At 64.5% G+C, this 17,069-nt stretch carries 20 protein-coding genes; 11 read left to right on the forward strand and 9 right to left on the reverse strand.

Annotated features, from left to right (window positions below):
• Positions 1-163 precede the first annotated feature (163 nt).
• Genes ABCW42_RS01410 through ABCW42_RS01430 form a run of 5 tightly spaced genes read left to right on the forward strand, consistent with a single transcriptional unit; the run spans position 164 to position 2,562 of the window.
• Entirely contained in the window at positions 164-637 is a 474-nt protein-coding gene (locus ABCW42_RS01410) for an Asp23/Gls24 family envelope stress response protein (RefSeq protein ID WP_423183192.1), read from the forward strand.
• Positions 634-825 carry a DUF2273 domain-containing protein gene (locus ABCW42_RS01415; protein WP_423183193.1) on the forward strand — a complete coding sequence of 64 codons (192 nt, stop codon included), beginning with the start codon at positions 634-636 and terminating at the stop codon, positions 823-825. Before ABCW42_RS01410 ends, ABCW42_RS01415 begins: the two co-directional genes overlap by 4 nt.
• Positions 825-1,205: a hypothetical protein gene (locus ABCW42_RS01420; RefSeq protein ID WP_423184769.1), complete on the forward strand. Its 381-nt coding sequence runs from the start codon at positions 825-827 to the stop codon at positions 1,203-1,205. Before ABCW42_RS01415 ends, ABCW42_RS01420 begins: the two co-directional genes overlap by 1 nt.
• On the forward strand, positions 1,202-1,954 hold the full coding sequence (locus ABCW42_RS01425) for a DUF6286 domain-containing protein (protein ID WP_423183194.1): 753 nt from the start codon (positions 1,202-1,204) through the stop codon (positions 1,952-1,954). The genes ABCW42_RS01420 and ABCW42_RS01425 overlap by 4 nt, the downstream gene beginning before the upstream one ends.
• Entirely contained in the window at positions 1,951-2,562 is a 612-nt protein-coding gene (locus ABCW42_RS01430) for a hypothetical protein (RefSeq protein ID WP_423183195.1), read from the forward strand. Before ABCW42_RS01425 ends, ABCW42_RS01430 begins: the two co-directional genes overlap by 4 nt.
• Before the next feature lie 33 nt (positions 2,563-2,595).
• On the opposite strand, the gene ABCW42_RS01435 is transcribed toward ABCW42_RS01430, so the two are convergent.
• The gene (locus ABCW42_RS01435; protein WP_423183196.1) at positions 2,596-4,473 is read right to left on the reverse strand and encodes a glycoside hydrolase family 13 protein; all 1,878 of its coding nucleotides are present in this window, start codon (positions 4,471-4,473) and stop codon (positions 2,596-2,598) included.
• 128 nt (positions 4,474-4,601) lie between these two features.
• On the opposite strand from ABCW42_RS01435, the gene ABCW42_RS01440 reads away from it, so the two are divergent.
• The 5 genes from ABCW42_RS01440 to ABCW42_RS01460 all read left to right on the forward strand — a co-directional run bounded on the left by ABCW42_RS01440 (position 4,602) and on the right by ABCW42_RS01460 (position 9,409).
• A complete protein-coding gene (locus ABCW42_RS01440) occupies positions 4,602-5,882 on the forward strand; it encodes an ABC transporter substrate-binding protein (RefSeq protein ID WP_423183197.1) in 1,281 nt (426 codons plus the stop codon).
• A gap of 74 nt (positions 5,883-5,956) precedes the next feature.
• Positions 5,957-6,964 carry a carbohydrate ABC transporter permease gene (locus ABCW42_RS01445; RefSeq protein ID WP_423183198.1) on the forward strand — a complete coding sequence of 336 codons (1,008 nt, stop codon included), beginning with the start codon at positions 5,957-5,959 and terminating at the stop codon, positions 6,962-6,964.
• Position 6,965: 1 nt separating this feature from the next.
• Positions 6,966-7,847, forward strand: a complete 882-nt coding sequence (locus tag ABCW42_RS01450; protein ID WP_423183199.1) for a carbohydrate ABC transporter permease — start codon at positions 6,966-6,968, stop codon at positions 7,845-7,847.
• On the forward strand, positions 7,844-8,098 hold the full coding sequence (locus tag ABCW42_RS01455; protein WP_423183200.1) for a hypothetical protein: 255 nt from the start codon (positions 7,844-7,846) through the stop codon (positions 8,096-8,098). Before ABCW42_RS01450 ends, ABCW42_RS01455 begins: the two co-directional genes overlap by 4 nt.
• Before the next feature lie 120 nt (positions 8,099-8,218).
• On the forward strand, positions 8,219-9,409 hold the full coding sequence (locus tag ABCW42_RS01460) for a LacI family DNA-binding transcriptional regulator (protein ID WP_423183201.1): 1,191 nt from the start codon (positions 8,219-8,221) through the stop codon (positions 9,407-9,409).
• Here ABCW42_RS01460 and ABCW42_RS01465 read toward each other — a convergent pair.
• Genes ABCW42_RS01465 through ABCW42_RS01485 form a run of 5 tightly spaced genes read right to left on the reverse strand, consistent with a single transcriptional unit; the run spans position 9,384 to position 13,568 of the window.
• A complete protein-coding gene (locus ABCW42_RS01465; protein ID WP_423183202.1) occupies positions 9,384-10,253 on the reverse strand; it encodes a hypothetical protein in 870 nt (289 codons plus the stop codon). The genes ABCW42_RS01460 and ABCW42_RS01465 overlap by 26 nt on opposite strands.
• A gap of 34 nt (positions 10,254-10,287) precedes the next feature.
• Positions 10,288-11,094, reverse strand: coding sequence for an exodeoxyribonuclease III (locus tag ABCW42_RS01470; protein WP_423183203.1), 807 nt, complete (start codon positions 11,092-11,094; stop codon positions 10,288-10,290).
• A 60-nt stretch (positions 11,095-11,154) separates the two neighbouring features.
• Positions 11,155-11,721: an HdeD family acid-resistance protein gene (locus ABCW42_RS01475; RefSeq protein WP_423183204.1), complete on the reverse strand. Its 567-nt coding sequence runs from the start codon at positions 11,719-11,721 to the stop codon at positions 11,155-11,157.
• A gap of 51 nt (positions 11,722-11,772) precedes the next feature.
• On the reverse strand, positions 11,773-12,399 hold the full coding sequence (locus ABCW42_RS01480) for a response regulator (protein WP_423183205.1): 627 nt from the start codon (positions 12,397-12,399) through the stop codon (positions 11,773-11,775).
• Entirely contained in the window at positions 12,396-13,568 is a 1,173-nt protein-coding gene (locus tag ABCW42_RS01485) for an ATP-binding protein (RefSeq protein ID WP_423183206.1), read from the reverse strand. Before ABCW42_RS01485 ends, ABCW42_RS01480 begins: the two co-directional genes overlap by 4 nt.
• Positions 13,569-13,729: 161 nt before the next feature.
• Here ABCW42_RS01485 and ABCW42_RS01490 point away from each other — a divergent pair, with 161 nt between their 5' ends.
• Entirely contained in the window at positions 13,730-14,308 is a 579-nt protein-coding gene (locus ABCW42_RS01490) for a GlcG/HbpS family heme-binding protein (RefSeq protein ID WP_423183207.1), read from the forward strand.
• A gap of 37 nt (positions 14,309-14,345) precedes the next feature.
• Here the strand turns inward: ABCW42_RS01490 and ABCW42_RS01495 are convergent, their stop codons facing one another.
• The 3 genes from ABCW42_RS01495 to ABCW42_RS01505 are packed head-to-tail and all read right to left on the reverse strand — an operon-like array spanning position 14,346 to position 16,986.
• On the reverse strand, positions 14,346-15,566 hold the full coding sequence (locus ABCW42_RS01495; protein ID WP_423183208.1) for an acetyl-CoA acetyltransferase: 1,221 nt from the start codon (positions 15,564-15,566) through the stop codon (positions 14,346-14,348).
• Complete coding sequence (locus ABCW42_RS01500; protein ID WP_423183209.1) at positions 15,563-16,246, reverse strand: CoA transferase subunit B; 684 nt, start codon at positions 16,244-16,246, stop codon at positions 15,563-15,565. The genes ABCW42_RS01495 and ABCW42_RS01500 overlap by 4 nt, the downstream gene beginning before the upstream one ends.
• A 26-nt stretch (positions 16,247-16,272) precedes the next feature.
• Positions 16,273-16,986 (reverse strand): CoA transferase subunit A, encoded by a 714-nt coding sequence (locus tag ABCW42_RS01505; RefSeq protein ID WP_423183210.1) that lies wholly within the window; start codon positions 16,984-16,986, stop codon positions 16,273-16,275.
• Positions 16,987-17,069 lie beyond the last annotated feature (83 nt).

Consider the following 17,069-nt stretch of genomic DNA (forward strand, 5'->3'; position numbering starts at 1 on the left):
CGTCAGTTCTTCGGAACCGGCGCTTTTCTTCATTTAAACCAAAACCCGGAATTTCGGGAAATTTGTTCGGGCACGACGGGCTCCGTCCTCTTTGTATTCCCCTTTGTCTCCGCCTTGTCAGGGGCAAGCGCTAGGGTGGTAATCAACAGAAGGGGAGGGCCACATGGAACAACAGGAAAGCTTCGCCGCGCCTGACCCGGAGGCCATGGGGGTTCCGGTTTCCGAGGAACACCAAGCGCTGCCCGGGAGCGGACGCACCATCATTTCAGATTCCGCCGTCGCCAAGGTTGCAGGCATTGCGGCGAGGGCAGTTCCCGGCGTCTATTCCCTCGGTTCAGCCCCTTCCCGCGCCCTAGGGGCCATCCGTGACGCCGTCGGCAGCCAGGACCATGCAGCCGGGGTCCGTGCCGAAGTGGGCGAAACCCAGGTGGCCGTGGACGTCAACCTCGTGGCCGTTTACGGATATCCGCTCCACGATGTCGCCAATCAGGTGCGGGCCGCGGTTTACAGGGCGGTCGAGTCTCTCGTGGGATTGGAAGTCATTGAGGTCAACGTCGAGATCAACGATGTCTATGTTGCCCCGCTCGTCAAAGCCGGAACAAAGGGTGCCTTAGCGGAAAGGGAGCCACTCCAGTGAACATGACTGTCGTCGGAATCGGGATCGGCGCCTTCGTGGCGTTCATGGCGTTCCAGTTCGGGCTGTGGGGTTTCGTGATTGCCCTTGTGTTCATGGGCATTGGTGCGCTCCTGGGCCGGGCCGCGGACGGAAAACTTGATCTTCGCAGCGTGCTGGACGCATTGACCGGCCGGCGCTCATCGTCATGATGTCCGCGGCTGAGGCGGTGCAGCCCGCCACCACGATGGCCGGCCACAACCGGATCAGCACCCAGGCACTCACCGCCTTGGCGCAGGCCGCCGCCGCGGAATCGCTCGGTGTCTCGCCGCAGGATGTCCGTGCCGAATGGTCGGACGACGACGGCCTCCTGGCACTCTCGATCGCCGCACCGATTGGCGTGCCTTCCCTCGTTGATGTCCTGATGGATCCCTTGAGGCTTGGAACGTTCGGCGGATCAGTGTGGGAACGGGCAGTGAAGGCGAAGACCACCATCCTGGAGCGTGTGATGGAGCTCAGTGGCTCCACCCTTAGCCGGGTGGACATCCGGATCAGTGGCGCTCGCATCACAGAAGGAGCCCGCGTCCAATGAGCCATGTGCAGAGAAACCCGCCCCACGGAAACCCGCCCCACGGAAACCCGGCACGAAAGATCCCACAGCAGCCAACCACGGATCCGCGCATCCCCGGACCGGACTTCGCCGATTCGCACCCAAACGACACCCAAGTGCCGGGGCTGCCGGGGCCGGCGTCGGGAGGGGACAGGATCGACGTCGGACTCCAACGGATGCTTCGGCGGGAATCGCGTTCTTCGCGTGCCGGGATGGCCGGGGTCGCCGCGGTCCTGGTGATCGCCGCCTGCGTCTACGCGCTTTTCGAATCCGCGCTGCGTGCCCTCGGCCAGCCTCCGTGGCTCATCGACCCCCAGACCGCAGGGGAGCGGCTCACCGCCTTGCCCGCCGGGATTTCCCCGTTGCTGCTGGGTTCGTTGGGCGCCGTCGTGGCCATGGTGGGATTGATTTTCTTCCTGAACGCCATCCTGCCCGGAAGACGGTCCCGGCACCTCCTGGAGGATCCTAGGGCCGGTGTGGTGGTGGATGACGAGGTCATAGCCTCCGCCCTCGCAAGGTCGGCAAGGACGGCGGCCAACGTCACCCAGGAACAGGTCATGGTGGTGGTGTCGAAGCGGTACGTCGTGGTCAACGTCCGGCCGACCTCCGGTGTACCCCTGCACGAGGAGCGCATCCTCGCGGCCGTCGAAGACGAACTCCGGACCATGTCGCCTTCCCCCATGCCATCAGTGCGTGTCAACGTGGCAACCTCGGGGGTGATTGGCGCATGAACGGCACCCCGCACGTACTCAACCGCATCCTGATCGGCATTCTCGGGCTGGCGTTGCTGGTGACCGGCATCCTCTTGGTCCTGCTCGCGACGGTTCCCGCGGTGGGCAGTTGGTGGCGCGACTGGTCAACAGGGGTGTGGGATCACGCGAAGTTCCTTTCGGAACAGACCCGCATCCCGGGGCGCGAGGAGAGCTGGTTGTGGGTTGCTGCGGCGGCGATCATGATTGTCCTGATCGTGCTGATGGTGGCATGGGTGGCGCAGCAGGGGAAAGGCAGGGCCAACCTCCTCGTCTCCGAATACGACGACGCCCGGACTCCCGGCAACGTCAGCATCGGCGGAAGTTTCGCGGAGCAGGCACTCAAAGCCGCCCTCGCGGAACGGACCGACCTTGCCGGAATCACCGTGGCCACTTTCGACGTCCGGGGAATTCCGGGTCTCAAAATCAGGGTCCAACCCCGCCAAGGCGTCGCACCGCACGCATTGGCAGACGACATTTCCAGGCTCGTCGAAGCCCTGGATATGGTGGTGGGCCGGAAAACCCCTGTCTTGATCCACATCGGAGTGGGCGCGCGCGCAAGGTTCAGCAAGGCCGAGCGCGTCCGCTGAGCCGCGGAATGCCCGCAAGGGGCGTGCAACGGGCTACAGCGAAACGAGGTACGCCGCGCTGTTCGGCGCAATGCCATCCCGCGCGTTCGAACCGCCCCCGCCGCCACTGCTGGAAAGCTCCACGCGGAAGCCGTCCGGCACAGGCAGCGCAGTGGAGCCCATGTTCACAACGGCCAGGACATCGCGGTTGTGGAATGCCAGGACGCCATTGGCAGGATCATGCTCTTCGGCCCACGTGAAGGTACCGGAACCCAGTTTCCTGGCCCTGCGGAACTCAAGAATAGAGCGGTACAGCTCCAGCGTGGAACCTTCGACGCCGGCCTGGCGGTCCGCGGCCAACTCACCGAAGCCACCGGGCTGCGGCAGCCAAGGATCGGCCGGTGCTGCGCCAGCTGGAGCCACGAGCGAGAACCCGAACCCTGGCTCGGCGGAGCTCCACGGCAAAGGCACCCGGCAACCATCCCGGCCGCGTTCCACGCCCCCTGTGCGGAAGAAGCTGGGGTCCTGCCGCACTGAGTCGGGCAGGGACGTGTGCTCAGGAAGGCCCAATTCCTCGCCTTGGTACAGGTAGGCCGAGCCGGGCAACGCGAAGGACACCATCGATGCCGCGCGTGCCCGCGCGAGGCCGAGGCCGGCGTCGGGCTGTTCGTCTTGTGCCGCGATGCCCTTGGGGAACGTAGTGGGGTTTTCCAGGCCGAAGCGGCTTGGGTGGCGGACTGTGTCGTGGTTGCTCAGGACCCACGTCGACGGTGCTCCTACGGAACCTGCGGCATCCAGCGAGAGCGCGATCGCCTCGGACATGCGTTCGGCGTCCCAGCCGGCCAGGAGGAAATCGAAGTTGAAGGCCTGCTGCATTTCGTCCTTCCGGACATACCGCGCGAGCCGCTCGGCCGGCTCCACCCAAGCTTCGGCAACCAGCATGCGGTCGCCGTCGTATTCGGCGAGGACCTTGTGCCATTCGCGGTAGATCTCGTGGACGCCGTCCTGGTCGAAATAGGGCGACGGCGGATCCAGCGGCGGTTTGACCTGGTGTTCGACGGCGGTGCTCCCGGCAGGTGCCGAGACCGAACCGCCCACTGCCGCGACCGAACCGGCTTCCCCGGCAGTCGCCACGTGGGGGTGCGCCGTGTGCGGCTCCACGTCCTCGCTGTGGATGCCCGGGGCTGCTGAACCGCCCTCGACCATCGCCGCGGCGCCCTCCCAGTCCGGAAGTCCGGCTTCCTTGACCAATCCGTGGGCAACGTCCACCCGGAATCCGTCCACTCCGCGATCCAGCCAGAACCGCAGCACGGAATTCATTTCGTCGTGGACCTCCGGGTTTTCCCAATTGAGGTCCGGCTGCTTCGTGTCGAAAAGGTGCAGGTACCACTCACCGGGAGTGCCGTCGTCGTTCTTCAAGCGGGTCCAGGCGGGACCGCCGAAGATGGACTTCCAGTTGTTCGGGGCCAGGTCCCCGTCTCCGGAACCGGGAACGGAATCCTTGCCCGGACGGAACATGTAGCGCTCGCGTTCGGGCGAGCCCGGGGCGGCAGCGAGGGCTTCCTGGAACCAGGCGTGCTCGTCCGAAGTGTGGTTCGGCACGAGATCCACGATCACCTTGATGCCCAGGTTGTGGGCTTTCTCCAGCATGGCGTCGAAGTCATCCAGGGTGCCGAAACGCGAGTCGACCGCGCGATAGTCCGCGACGTCGTAGCCCGCGTCCGCTTGGGGCGATTTGTAGAAAGGGGAGAGCCACACGGCGTCGACGCCCAGGCTTTGGAGGTAAGGCAATTTCGCGGTGATTCCGGCGAGGTCGCCCATTCCGTCCCCGTTGCCGTCGGCCAAGGAGCGCGGATAAATCTGGTAGACGACGGCGCTCGCCCACCACGCGGAGATGCTCGAACCGGGGGTTGGGATCGGGGAATGCGGCACTGGAATCCTCTCGGCGACATTTTTTGTGTAAACGCTTGCATAACTACCGGGAACCTTACTAGTGTGAGGCTCACCACATCAACCGCACCGCGGAAAATCCTGGTTCACTCACTGAGGAGTTCCCAGCTATGAACACACGCAAGTACCTTTTACCGACCGCTATCGCAGGCGTTCTCGCAATCTCCTTGACCGCCTGTGGCGGCGGAGGAGGCGGCAGCACGTCTTCGGGCGGCGGCGACGCCGCGGCCAACCTCGACGGCCGCGGTCCGATCACTTACGTGCAAGGCAAGGACAACTCGAACGTCGTCCGTCCACTCATCGACAAATGGAACGCAGCACACCCGGACCAGAAGGTCACGTTCAAGGAACAGTCGGATTCGGCCGACCAGCAGCACGACGACCTCGTGCAGCACTTCCAGGCGAAAGACCCGAACTATGACGTCGTGGACGTAGACGTCGTGTGGACCGCCGAATTCGCCGCGAAGGGCTGGCTGCAGCCGCTGAAGGACAAGACAGCCTTCGACACTTCGGCCATGCTTCCCGCAACCGTCAAGACGGCAACGTACGGCGGCACGCTTTACGCGGCACCGCAGACTTCCGACGGCGGCCTGCTCTACTACCGTAAGGACCTCGTCCCCAACCCGCCGAAGACATGGGACGAAATGATGAGCATGTGCTCCATCGCGAAGCAGAACAACATGGGCTGCTACGCCGGCCAGTTCCAGAAGTATGAAGGCCTGACCGTCAACGCCTCCGAGGCCATCAATAGCTTCGGCGGCAAGATTGTCGACGATTCCGGCAAGGCCTCGGTCAATTCGACCGAAGCGAAGGACGGCCTCAGCAAGCTCGTGGACGCCTTCAAGAACGGCAACATCCCGGCCGAAGCCATCACCTACAAGGAAGAAGACAGCCGCACGGCCTTCCAGGACGGCAAGCTCCTGTTCCTGCGCAACTGGCCGTACGTTTACAGCATCGCGAGCAAGACGGACGGCTCGTCCAAGGTTGCGGACAAGTTCGGCATCGCCCCGCTTCCGGGCAAGTCCGGTCCCGGTGCATCGTCCCTCGGCGGCCACAACGTGGCAATGAACGTCTACTCCAAGAACAAGGCCACGGCCCTGGACTTCATGAAGTTCATGACGAGTGAGGAAACCGAGAAGTTCTACGCCACCCAGGGTTCGCTGGCACCGGTCCTGAGCAGCCTGTACACCGACCCCGACCTGACGGCCAAGCTCCCGTACCTGCCGACGCTGCTGACGTCGATCCAGAACGCGGTACCGCGCCCGGTCACGCCGTTCTACCCGGCCGTGACGAAGGCAGTACAGGACAACGCATACGCCGCCCTCAAGGGGGAGAAGACGGTCGACCAGGCAGTGGCCGACATGCAATCGGCCATCGAAGCTGCCAAGTAGCAAAGTTGTGAGCCGATGGTCCGGACGTCCGAGCCGGCGTCCGGACCATCGGCCCCCTGAACAGGAGACACTCCATGTCTACGAAACTCCCGGAGCGCACCAAAGCCGGGGCACCGGCTGGGTCCCATCACATGCCAGGACGCGAGAGCGCCGACCGCAAGCAGGTGACGCAAGGCCGCTGGGCCTCCGTCCTCCTGATTCCGACGCTCGTCCTCCTGGCCGTTGTCATCATCTACCCGGTGGTCAACGCCATCATCATGTCCTTCCAGAAGGACGCGGGACTCAACCCCGCGACCGGGTTCTTCGAACAGGGCGGACCCGCCGGATTCGACAACTACGTCCACTGGCTGTTCCAGCAGTGCAACGGACAATCCTGCCCGCCAGGAACCCTCGGCTCCCAGTTCTGGAGCGCGATGGGCACCACGTTCTTCTTCACGGTAGTGACCGTTGCCCTCGAAACCGTCCTGGGATTCTGGATGGCGGTCATCATGGCGCGTTCGTTCCGCGGCCGTAGCGCGGTCCGTGCCGCCGTCCTGGTGCCTTGGGCCATCCCGACCGCCGTCACGGCCAAGCTCTGGTTCTTCATCTTCGCTTTCGACGGCATAGCCAACAAGATTTTCGGGACGCAAATCCTCTGGACAGGTTCCGAATGGCCCGCGAAATGGGCGGTCGTCATTTCGGACGTCTGGAAGACGACGCCGTTCATGGCGCTCCTGATCCTCGCCGGCCTCCAGCTCATCCCGGACGAAGTCTACGAAGCAGCGAAGGTGGACGGCGCGAGCGCATGGCAGCGCTTCACCCAGATCACGTTGCCCCTCGTCAAGCCGGCCCTCATGGTCGCCATCCTCTTCCGTACCCTGGATGCGCTCCGCATGTTCGACTTGCCGTACATCATGACCCAGGGCGCCAACAACACCACGACCCTCTCGATCCTGGTTGTCGACCAGATCCGCGAGGGATTCAATAGCGCGGCGGCCATATCGACCATCACGTTCCTCGTGATCTTCCTGGTCGCGTTCATCTTCGTCCGCTTCCTTGGCGCCAACGCCGTAGGTGCGGCTACCACCTCGGGAAGGAAGTGACATGGCCGCCACCGCCACTCTCCCACGTACCGCATCTGTTCCTTCGCGCCCCAAGCGCTTCGATTGGGGACAGCTCCGCACGTATGTCTCCGCCGTCGTCATCCTCATCTGGTGCCTCATCCCCGCATACTGGATGATGGTGACGGCTTTCCGCGACACCGCTTTCACCTTCGATGCCACCTTCTGGCCCACCCACGTCACGTGGGACAACTTCGCTACGGTGTTCGATGAAAGCCTCGGCAACCACTTCGGCCGGAACCTGCTCAACAGCCTCATCGTGGCAGGAAGCACCACGATCGTGGCCCTCGTGGTCGGCGTGTTCGCGGCCTATGCCTTGGCCCGCTTGAACTTCCGCTTCAAGTTCGCGGTGATGGGTTTCATCCTCGGAGCGTCGATGTTCCCGGGCGTTGCCCTTGTTACCCCGTTGTTCCAGCTGTTCACGAACATTGGCTGGATGGGCACGTACCAGGCGATGATCGTCCCGGATATCTCCTTCACCCTCCCGCTCACCGTCTACACGCTGACCTCGTTCTTCCGCGAAATGCCGTGGGAGCTTGAGGAATCGGCCCGTATCGACGGTTGCACGCAAGGCCAGGCGTTCCGGAAGATCATCCTCCCGCTCGCCGCTCCCGCGACGTTCACGACGGCGATCCTCGCTTTCATCGGCGCGTGGAACGAGTTCCTTATCGCGAGCCAGCTGTCCTCGGACGCGACCCGTCCGGTTACGGTTGCGATCGCGTACTTCGCAGGCTCGCAGCCGCACCAGGAACCGTACACCGCCGTTATGGCGGCCGGCACCATCGTCACCATTCCGCTTGTGATCCTTGTGCTGGTCTTCCAGCGCAAGATCGTGGCGGGCCTGACCGCGGGCGCAGTCAAATGATGGATGTCCACGGCAAGGACCCGAACCATCCCGAGCTACGAAGGGTACGGTCAGCCGAAGACCTGGACATCGTCATCGGCCTCCTGGGTTTCTGGGGCTTGGTCCTGCTGGTGGTCACGATCGGTGCGGAACTCACGGCCCAGCCCGCCTTGGGCTGGGCAGGGGGCCTGCTGGCTGTCGTGCTGGCTATCTGGGGCCTGATCCGGATGCGCAGCAAGCTGCCGCCCAGGACCGGGCGACGCCTCAGCTGAGCGCCAGTCGAAACAATGTTTTACGGAATCGGTTAAGGGAGATCAGCCGGAATACTCTGGTTGTCTGCCGTCTGGGAAGGAACCCTCGGCTTCCGAACTGAATCATTGAGGGGGCTTTGAGTGGCTAAGACAAGCGAACGATCCCAGCGTGGCGGCCACGCGGGCGCCAGCATTGAGGACGTCGCAAAGGCCGCGGGTGTTTCCACGGCCACGGTATCACGGGCTGTCCGGGGACTTCCCCGAGTGTCTCCCGCAACCCGCGAAAAGATCCTGCGGGTTGCGGGAGAGCTCGGCTACGTCGCGTCGTCGTCTGCGTCGGGACTCGCGACGGGGCGCACCAGGACCATCGGCGTCCTGGCACCGTACGTCGATCGCTGGTTCTTCTTCAAGGCCATCGAGGGAGTGGACCGGGAACTCCATGCCCGCGGCTACAACCTCTCCCTCTTTAATCTGGGCGGCCAGCGCGGCGCGCGGGAACGGCTGTTCAGCAAGACCATGGTCTATAAGCAGATCGATGCCCTCCTGGTCCTTTGCATGTCCTTGACATCCGAGGAAATCGCCGACCTCCAAAGGATCGACATCCCCTTGGTGATCGTTGGAGGGCCAGTGGAGGATTGCCCCAGCATCGGCATCGACGACTATGCGGCCTCCGTGGAAGCCACCATGCATTTGCTGAATCTGGGCCACCGGGAGATCGCCCTCCTCCACGGGCAGGACGATTCAGACTTGAACTTCACGGTGCCCCGGCTCCGTGTGGACGGATTCACTGATGCCATGACCAGCGCGGGCTTCTCGATGCCGCCGGAGTGGGACATCTTCGGAAACTTCACGGTCGGCAGCGGGCAGCAAGCCTTTGACGAGCTGTGGGACAAACCCGGACCCAAGCCAACCGCACTTTTCTGCGCTTCCGACGAAATGGCCATGGGCGCGATGCTGCAGGCACGTCGCCGTGGCGTCCGGGTTCCGGAGGAACTGTCCATCATCGGCATCGACAACCACGAATTCGCCGAAGCCATGGGCCTGACCACGGTAGCCCAGGACCCGGTTGAACAGGGCCAGCTCGGTACCCGCATGCTGCTCGACGAATTGGGCGGCGCGGCGGGAGCAGTCAGGTCCATGAAGGCGCCCCACCGGCTGATCATCCGCGAAACGACGGCGCCGCCCCGCGCCGCCCCGCCAGCCGCGGCCCACCGAGCTGGCCAAAACCAAGCGCCAAGCAAAAACCAAGCGCCAAGCAAAAACCAAGAGCCAAGTAAAAACCAGCCGGCAAGCAAGAACCAAACAACTAGGAAGCCCGCGCCAACTGCCTGATCGGGATCCAGCGGGAAGCCAGCCTGCGGTACGCCGCGGCAGCCCCGGTCATGTCCCCTTCGGCCAGGCATTCGATGCCAAGCCGGACGTCCATGGGCGATTCGTCCGGGTACACCTTGTCCGCCACTGCGCCGTAGTCAAGCTCGACCATCGATTGCACGTGAAACAACTCGAGCCATTCGGTGAGCTGGGTCAGGTCGTCCAGCATGTCGAGGTCGGGGGCGGCGAGGGCAAGATTGGCCACGGCGAAGCGTGCCCGGTCCAAGGCATCGGTGAGGGAAGCCCAGACCCGCACCGTGAGGATACGGCCACCGGACTCCACCACGTCCTTGTTGTCCGACTCCTGGAAGAGCGAGAACCAGCTGAACGGGATGCCCCAGGTCGAGGCCCTCGTGTGCACCCGCTTCGCGTCATGGCTCGCGTTGATGCGGTCGATCCGGGCTTGATGCCGGTCCCGCTGGTCCACCGGGATGAGCAGCTCGGCGAGCGGCCCATGGATGCCTTCCATGAGCGCGTTCGCCGCGAGTCCGGCCCGGATGACAAGTTGGCTGGGGCAATAAAGCAGCCGCCCGCCGTCGGGATCGTTCCGGTCGGCAGAGGGAAGGCGCGTTATCCGCACCAGGTCGGTGCTGCCCGTGGGAAAAGGGTCTCCGCCTTCCCGGGTCACGCGGCCGAGGGAGGCGAGCAGCTCGGCGTTCTCGACGGCGGCCCGGGAACCTCCGCGATTGCCGTTCGCGACGAGCTGTTGGCGCTGCTCCTCGGGAAAGGCTTCGATCGGTTCGTAGACGCGCAGGGCTGAAGAGAACGGCAGCCCCGCTTGACTCCCGTAGATCTTTCCGTTCATCGCAGGGCCGCCTCCTCCGTGTTTGTCAGCTTCCTCAGTCCGCGAGCTCCACGATCACGGGAGCATGGTCCGAGGCACCCTTGCCCTTGCGCTCCTCGCGGTCGATCGAGGCGCCCGTGACGCGGGCGGCCAGCGCTGGCGAGCCCAGGACGAAGTCGATGCGCATGCCTTCCTTCTTGGGGAAGCGCAATTGAGTGTAGTCCCAGTAGGTGTAAACGCCGGGGCCCGGAGTGTATTCGCGTGCGACGTCTTTGAAGCCTGCCGCCTCGAACGCGTGGAAGGCTTCCCGCTCGGGTTCGCTGACGTGGGTCATCGCGTTGGCCCGGAAGAAGTCGATGTCCCAGACGTCGTCATCAAACGGCGCGATGTTCCAGTCGCCCATGAGCGCCACTTGGGCTTCGGGATTTTCGGCCACCCAGTCCGCGGCGTGGCCCTTCAAGGTGTCCAGCCATTTGAGCTTGTACGGCATGTGCTCGTCGTCCAAGGCGCGCCCGTTGGGAACGTACAGGCTCCAGACGCGCACGCCGCCGCACGTCGCACCGATGGCACGGGCTTCCTGGTGCGGATCCTTGCCGGACTTTCCGAAAGCGGGCTGGTCCACAAAGGTGCGCTCGACGTCGTCGAGCCCTACGCGGGAAGCGATCGCCACACCGTTCCATTGGCTCAAGCCGAAGTGGGCAACTTCGTAGCCCATGCGTTCGAAGAGCTCCCACGGGAAGTTGTCGTCCTTGCACTTGGTTTCCTGCATGGCGAGGACGTCGCAGTCGCTGCGCTGCAGCCAAGCCTCCACGCGGTCGGCGCGGGCGCGGAGCGAGTTCACATTCCAGGTAGCAATCTTCACAGCCACTAACTTACCGAACTTGGGAGCGAACGCATCCCCTGTGGCGGATTGCTCCGGAGGCTACCCGGCCAGCAGCATGGGCCTCGCGGCACGCCTGCGGAGCTTGACGCCGGAGGCGATCAACAGCACCCCGGCGACCACGGAATACGTGGCCAGCAAGGCGACGACGCTCAGGAATCCGCCGGCGGGATTAATCAGCACGAAGAGCCCGAAGAGGATCGTGACGAGTGCTGTGGCCACCCAGAGCCACCATCCCCTGATGTTGGCACGCGCGTCCATTGCGAGGATGAATTGCGAAACGCCGAGGACCAAAGCCCAGACTCCGATGAGTACGCCGAATGCCGCTGCGGTGATGCCCGGCCAAGCGACGGCCACGAGTCCGGTGGCCACCGAGATGATGCCGCCGATCATGCTCCAGCGCGAATGCCGCGCGGGGTCATAAAAGTAATGGGCGATGTTGGTCAGGCCGTCGGTGATGGCCCAAACACCGAAAACATAGACGAGTGCGAAGACCGTTGCGACCGGTAGGGACGCAATCAGAAGGCCAAGGAAAATGGCCAAAACTCCCCGGAACAGAAGTGCCGTTCCGGAATGCTTGAACAACTTGCGCCCTGCGAGGTCGGACATAGCGTCAGTTTAGACCCGGCCGGGTAGCTGGTGAAGGGGCTGCGGGAACAGCTAGCGCATCCCTTCGCGCCGGATTGCGACGGCGATCGCGGCGGCCCGGGTTTCGACGCCGAGCTTGGCGTAGATATGCGCCAGATGGGTTTTGACCGTGGCCTCGGAGATGAACAACCGCTTGCCAAGTTCGCGGTTGCTGAGGCCTTGGATGAGGAGGCTGAGGAGTTCGGCTTCCCGCGGCGTGAGGACATCGTCCGGGTTGCGCAACTGTTGGAAAACCTTGCTCGCCACCGGAGCGCTCATGACGCTCTTGCCTTGCGCCGCGCCTCGGACCGCCGCGAAGATCTCTTCGGGTGCGGCGTCCTTGAGCACGTATCCCATGGCGCCGGCATCCACGGCCCTGACGATGTCGGCGTCGGAATCGTACGTGGTGAAAACCAGTACCGCCTGCCGCTTATTGGCTTGGCGCAGGCGCTTGATCGCCTCGATTCCATCCATCCCGTCGCCCATTGCGAGGTCCATCATGACGACGTCGGCCGGGTGCTGTTGGGCCGCGAGGAGCGCTTCCTCGCCGGAAGCGGCTTCGGCGACGACGGCGATGTCCGGTTGGGTGCCCAGGAGCGCCTTGAGTCCGCTCCGGACTACCAGGTGGTCGTCAACGAGGAGGACCGAGATGGGCTTCATGGGTTTTCCTCCGGAGGCACGGGCAGCTGTGCGGCAACAACGGTTCCTTCGCCCGGGGAGCTCTCCACCGAAAACACACCACCCAGTTGTTCAACTCGTTGCCTCATGGCGCGCAGGCCGTACCCTCCCTGTTTCGACGGCGGAGGTATCGCTGCGGGATCGAAGCCGCGGCCGTCGTCGAACACGTCCAAGGTGACGCCACCGGGAAGGAAGCCAAGGGTCACGCTGGCGTGTCCGGCATGGGCGTGGCGCTTGATGTTCGCCGCGGCGCTCTGGGTGACGCGCATTAACGCATGCCGGACGTCTGCCGGGACGGGCCGGGGCACGCCGGTGACGTGGAACCGGACCGAATCGAGGTATTGCAGGGCTGCCTGTTCCAGGGCTTCGGGCAGCGGTCCGCCTTCGAGGCCGGCGGCCGAGAGTTCGTGGACCAGGCTCCGGGTGTCCGCGAGGTTCTGGCGCAGCAGGGTGCCGGCCTTCTGTATCTCCGTCTTCGCGCCTGATTCGGGCCACGAGCGTTGCGCCGCCTCGAGCAGGAGCAGGCTGCTCGCGAGCCCTTGCGTGACGGTGTCGTGGATTTCGCGGGAAACACGCTCGCGTTCGGCCGCGATCCCGGCTTCGCGCTCGCTCGCGGCCAAGCGTTGCTGCGCTTGCGAGACTTCGGCGTGCAGTTGCCGTTGGAGCGCAGCGTCGTGCTCGATCCTGTCGTAGACCATCGTAAGCAAGACGCCGGCGGCGATCGGCCCCAGCAGCATGGCGACGTCGGTGTCCCCGCTGAGGCGGAACAGCCCGACGGCGGTGGCGAGCGCCGTCACACCGCCCGCCAGGTACGCGATCCAGCCGCTGAAGGCGACGCGTGACAAGAAGAACAAGGCGAAGGAACACCATGCGAAACTCGGCGCGGCGATCACCAGGACGGCCCACGAAAGAACGAGGGCGATCATCCACCACAGCCACGGCTGGCGCCGTTTGGCGAGTATGGCCACCACGGCGTAAAGAACGCACACGGCGGCAGCCAAGGCGATCGTCCAGACGTTGTCGGCAGGGCTGTGCCGCAGGACGTAGCGCACGCCCGATGCCACCATGAGGACCGCGAAGCTGAGGTGCACGGCCGTGCCGATCCGTTCCCTCATCGGGTGGGAAACGGAATGGTTCGAGCGGGCCGGCATTCTTCCAATGCTAGGCGCGTTCGTCCTGCGGGTCTCTCCGCCTTTTGGCTGATGCCCGGAGCGGAAAGGATGAGCCGGGGAGAGCCGGGTGCCCGATGTGCCCGTTGGGCCGGGTCGGGAGCATTGAAATGTACCTGCTGCCGACCTCCCGGAGGACCGCCATGAAGAAGTCCAACAAGATCCTCGCCGCCGCTGCCGCCGGAGCATTGCTCCTGACGGGCGGAGCAACCGCCGTCGCGAATGCCACCACGCCATCCGCCCCGAGTGCCGCGCCTGTCGTCGCAAAGGCAGCTGCCGCCGTCGACGTCAATCCGACCGCCGAGAACGTCGTGCCCCAGAACCGCATTACCGTGGGCGCATCGAGCCAAGCCGTGAATGCCGCCTTGGCCAAGTGCCAGGCGGACAAGCTTCCGTTTGTGACGGTGGCCGTCGTCGACCGTTTCGGAACCGTCCAGGCCCTACTCCGAGGCGACAACGCCGCCGAGCACACCATCGAAGCCGCGAAGCAGAAGGCTTATACGGCTGCAGCCTTCGGCGCCCCCACGAGTGAACTCGCCAAGCGGATCAACGGCAACGGACCGTCGATCGACGACCTGCCCGGCACCCTCTTCCTCGCGGGCGGCGTGCCGTTGAAGGTGAACGGTGCATCAGTGGCCGGGATCGGCGTCGGGGGTGCCCCGGACGGTGCTCTCGACGAAGCGTGCGCGGCCGCCGGAGCAGCGGTGCTCGCCGCGAAGTAAGAAATTCGAGGGGCCGCCCCCTCGAACAAGAAGCTGGCTACACCGCCTCCAAAATGCTCACGTAATTCGCGATACCCACGCCGCCCATGTTCTGCACGGCACCGCGGCGGGCGCGCGGCAGCTGCATAGCGCCCGCCGTTCCCGTGAGCTGCATCGCGGCGATGACGTGCTGCGAGACGCCCGTCGCGCCCACAGGGTGTCCTTTGGCCTTGAGCCCGCCGGATACATTGATGGGCAGCCTGCCGTCCTTGTAGACCCTGCCTTCCCGTACAGCGCGGGCCCCTTCGCCGCGCGGCGCGAGTCCCATGGCCTCGTACATGATCAACTCGGCAATGGTGAAGCAGTCGTGGACTTCGGCGAAATCCAGTTCGTCGATCCCGACGCCGGCCATCGCGAACGCCCGCTCCCACGAAGCGCGGGTGGCAGCGAACTCCGTGGGGTCGCGGCGATCCGCCGGGAAAAAGTCGTTCGCGTGCCCGAATCCCGCCAACCGCACGGGTTCAGTAGCAGCGCCCGACGACGGTCCCAGGGAAAGCACGACGGCGGCGGCGCCGTCGGACACGGGGGAGCAATCGGTGCGGCGGAGCGGCTCGGCGACGACCGGATTCTTCTCGGAAACCGTACGGCAAAACTCTTCGCCAAAATCCCGGTGCATTTGTGCGTACGGGTTGTCCATGCCGTTGTGGTGATTTTTGGCGGCGATGGAACCGAGGACGTCGCCGAGGCTCGCGTAGCTTTGGCCGGCTTGAGCAATGCCACCTGCGTACCGCTTGTCGTAGTGCTTGGCTACTTCGGCGAAGAGTCCCGTGAAGCCCGTGGTGGACGGCTTCCCCGCCATTTCATAGGAGGCGCCGAGCAGGGCTGCCCCCACGACGTCGGCGCCAGCGTCTGTCATCTTTTCGGCGCCGATCACCAAGACGTTGCGCGCGGTGCCGGCCAGTACGGATTTCACGCCCTGCTGGAACGCGGCCGAACCCGAGGCGCAGGCGTTCTCGGTGCGTGTCGCCGGGACGTTGGCCAATTGCTCGGATACCTGCAGGGCGAGCGAGGACGTGAAACCCAAGGGCATCATTCCCGAGTTGAATTGCCCGAGGTAGATTTCGTCGATGTCTCCCGGCTCAAGGCCCGAGTTCCTCATGGCCTCCGTGGACACCTGGACGATGAGCGATTCCAGCGTTTCGTCGCTGAGCTTCCCGAACTTGCTGTGCCCCCAACCCGTGAGGAGGACGTCCTTGCCGAAGCGTTCCTTCAGGCTCATGCTGCTTCTCCTTCGTCGTCTTGCCCGAGTTGCACGTCGAATGCCGCTTCAGTCTTGGCCCGGATCTCCTCCACGGTGACCCCCGGCGCAAGGCGGGTCAGGACGAGGCGCCGCCCGCCGTCGTCGTTCTTTGCCGGCAGGAGGTCGAAGACCGCGAGGTCGCTGATAATGCGATCCACCACTCGTTGGCCCGTCAGGGGCAGGGTGCATTCGGTGACGATCTTCGCCGTCCCGTCCTTGGCATTGTGTTCCGTCAGGACCACGACGCGCGGAGTCCCCGCCACCAGGTCCATTGCCCCGCCCATGCCCTTGACCATCTTTCCCGGAATGGTCCAATTTGCGAGGTCACCGCTTCCGGATACCTGCATGGCGCCGAGGATCGCGACCTTCACATGGCCGCCGCGGATCATGCCGAAGGACGTTGCCGAGTCGAAAATGCTGCCGCCGGGCAATACTGTGACGGTTTGCTTGCCTGCGTTGATAAGGTCTGCGTCTTCCTCGCCTTCATAGGGGAACGGGCCCATGCCCAGCAGGCCATTCTCGCTCTGCAGGACTACCCGCACGCCGTCGGGCAGGTTATTGGCAACGAGCGTGGGGATGCCGATGCCAAGGTTGACGTAGTCGCCGTCGTTGAGTTCGCGGGCCGCGATGGCGGCCATTTCGTCGCGGGTCCATGCCATGGTTGTGCTCCTTTGCTGTGCTGGAATTAGGCGGGGACTGCTGCGCGGAGCCGGACCGTGCGCTGCTCGATGTCCTTTGTCCTGTTGCTTGCCTGGACGAGGCGCTGGACGTAGACGCCCGGCGTCACGATGTGGTTCGGGTCCAATTCGCCCGGCTGCACGATCACCTCGGCCTCCGCGATGGTCACCTTGCCGGCGGTTGCCACCACGGGGTTGAAGTTCCGGGCCGTATGGCGGTAGATCAGGTTGCCGTCCGTGTCCGCAGTATGAGCGTGGACGAGTGCGACGTCGGCAACGATCCCGCGCTCACGGACGTACGTGACGCCATCGAACTCTTCGAGCGGCTTGCCCTCCGCCACCAAGGTTCCGACGCCGGTCCGCGTATAGAACGCGGGGATGCCGGCGCCGCCGGCGCGGAGCCGCTCGGCGAGCGTGCCCTGGGGAGTGAACTCCACCTCGAGCCGGCCTGAGAGGTAATGCTCGGCGAAGACCTTGTTTTCGCCCACATAGGATGCGACGACCTTGCGGACCTGACCGGATTCGATCAGGATTCCGAGGCCTTTGCCGTCGATTCCCATGTTGTTGGAAACGATGGTCAGGTCCTGGACGCCGGAATCGCGGACGGCCTCGATCAGGTCCGCAGGGATGCCGCTGAGTCCGAAACCGCCGACCGCGAGGGTCTGGCCGTCGCGCAGGATGTCCTGCAAGGCTTCGGCTGCGCTGTGCTGGAGTTTGGCCATGGGTCCTCCTCGTCATTGAGTTATCCACTTTGTGGACATCTGTTCTGGGAAAGGAGCCTAGGGGCAGCTGGTTTGGGTGGTCA

It is taken from the genome of Arthrobacter sp. NyZ413 (genome assembly GCF_049390645.1).
In the GTDB taxonomy this organism is placed as follows: Bacteria; Actinomycetota; Actinomycetes; order Actinomycetales; family Micrococcaceae; genus Arthrobacter.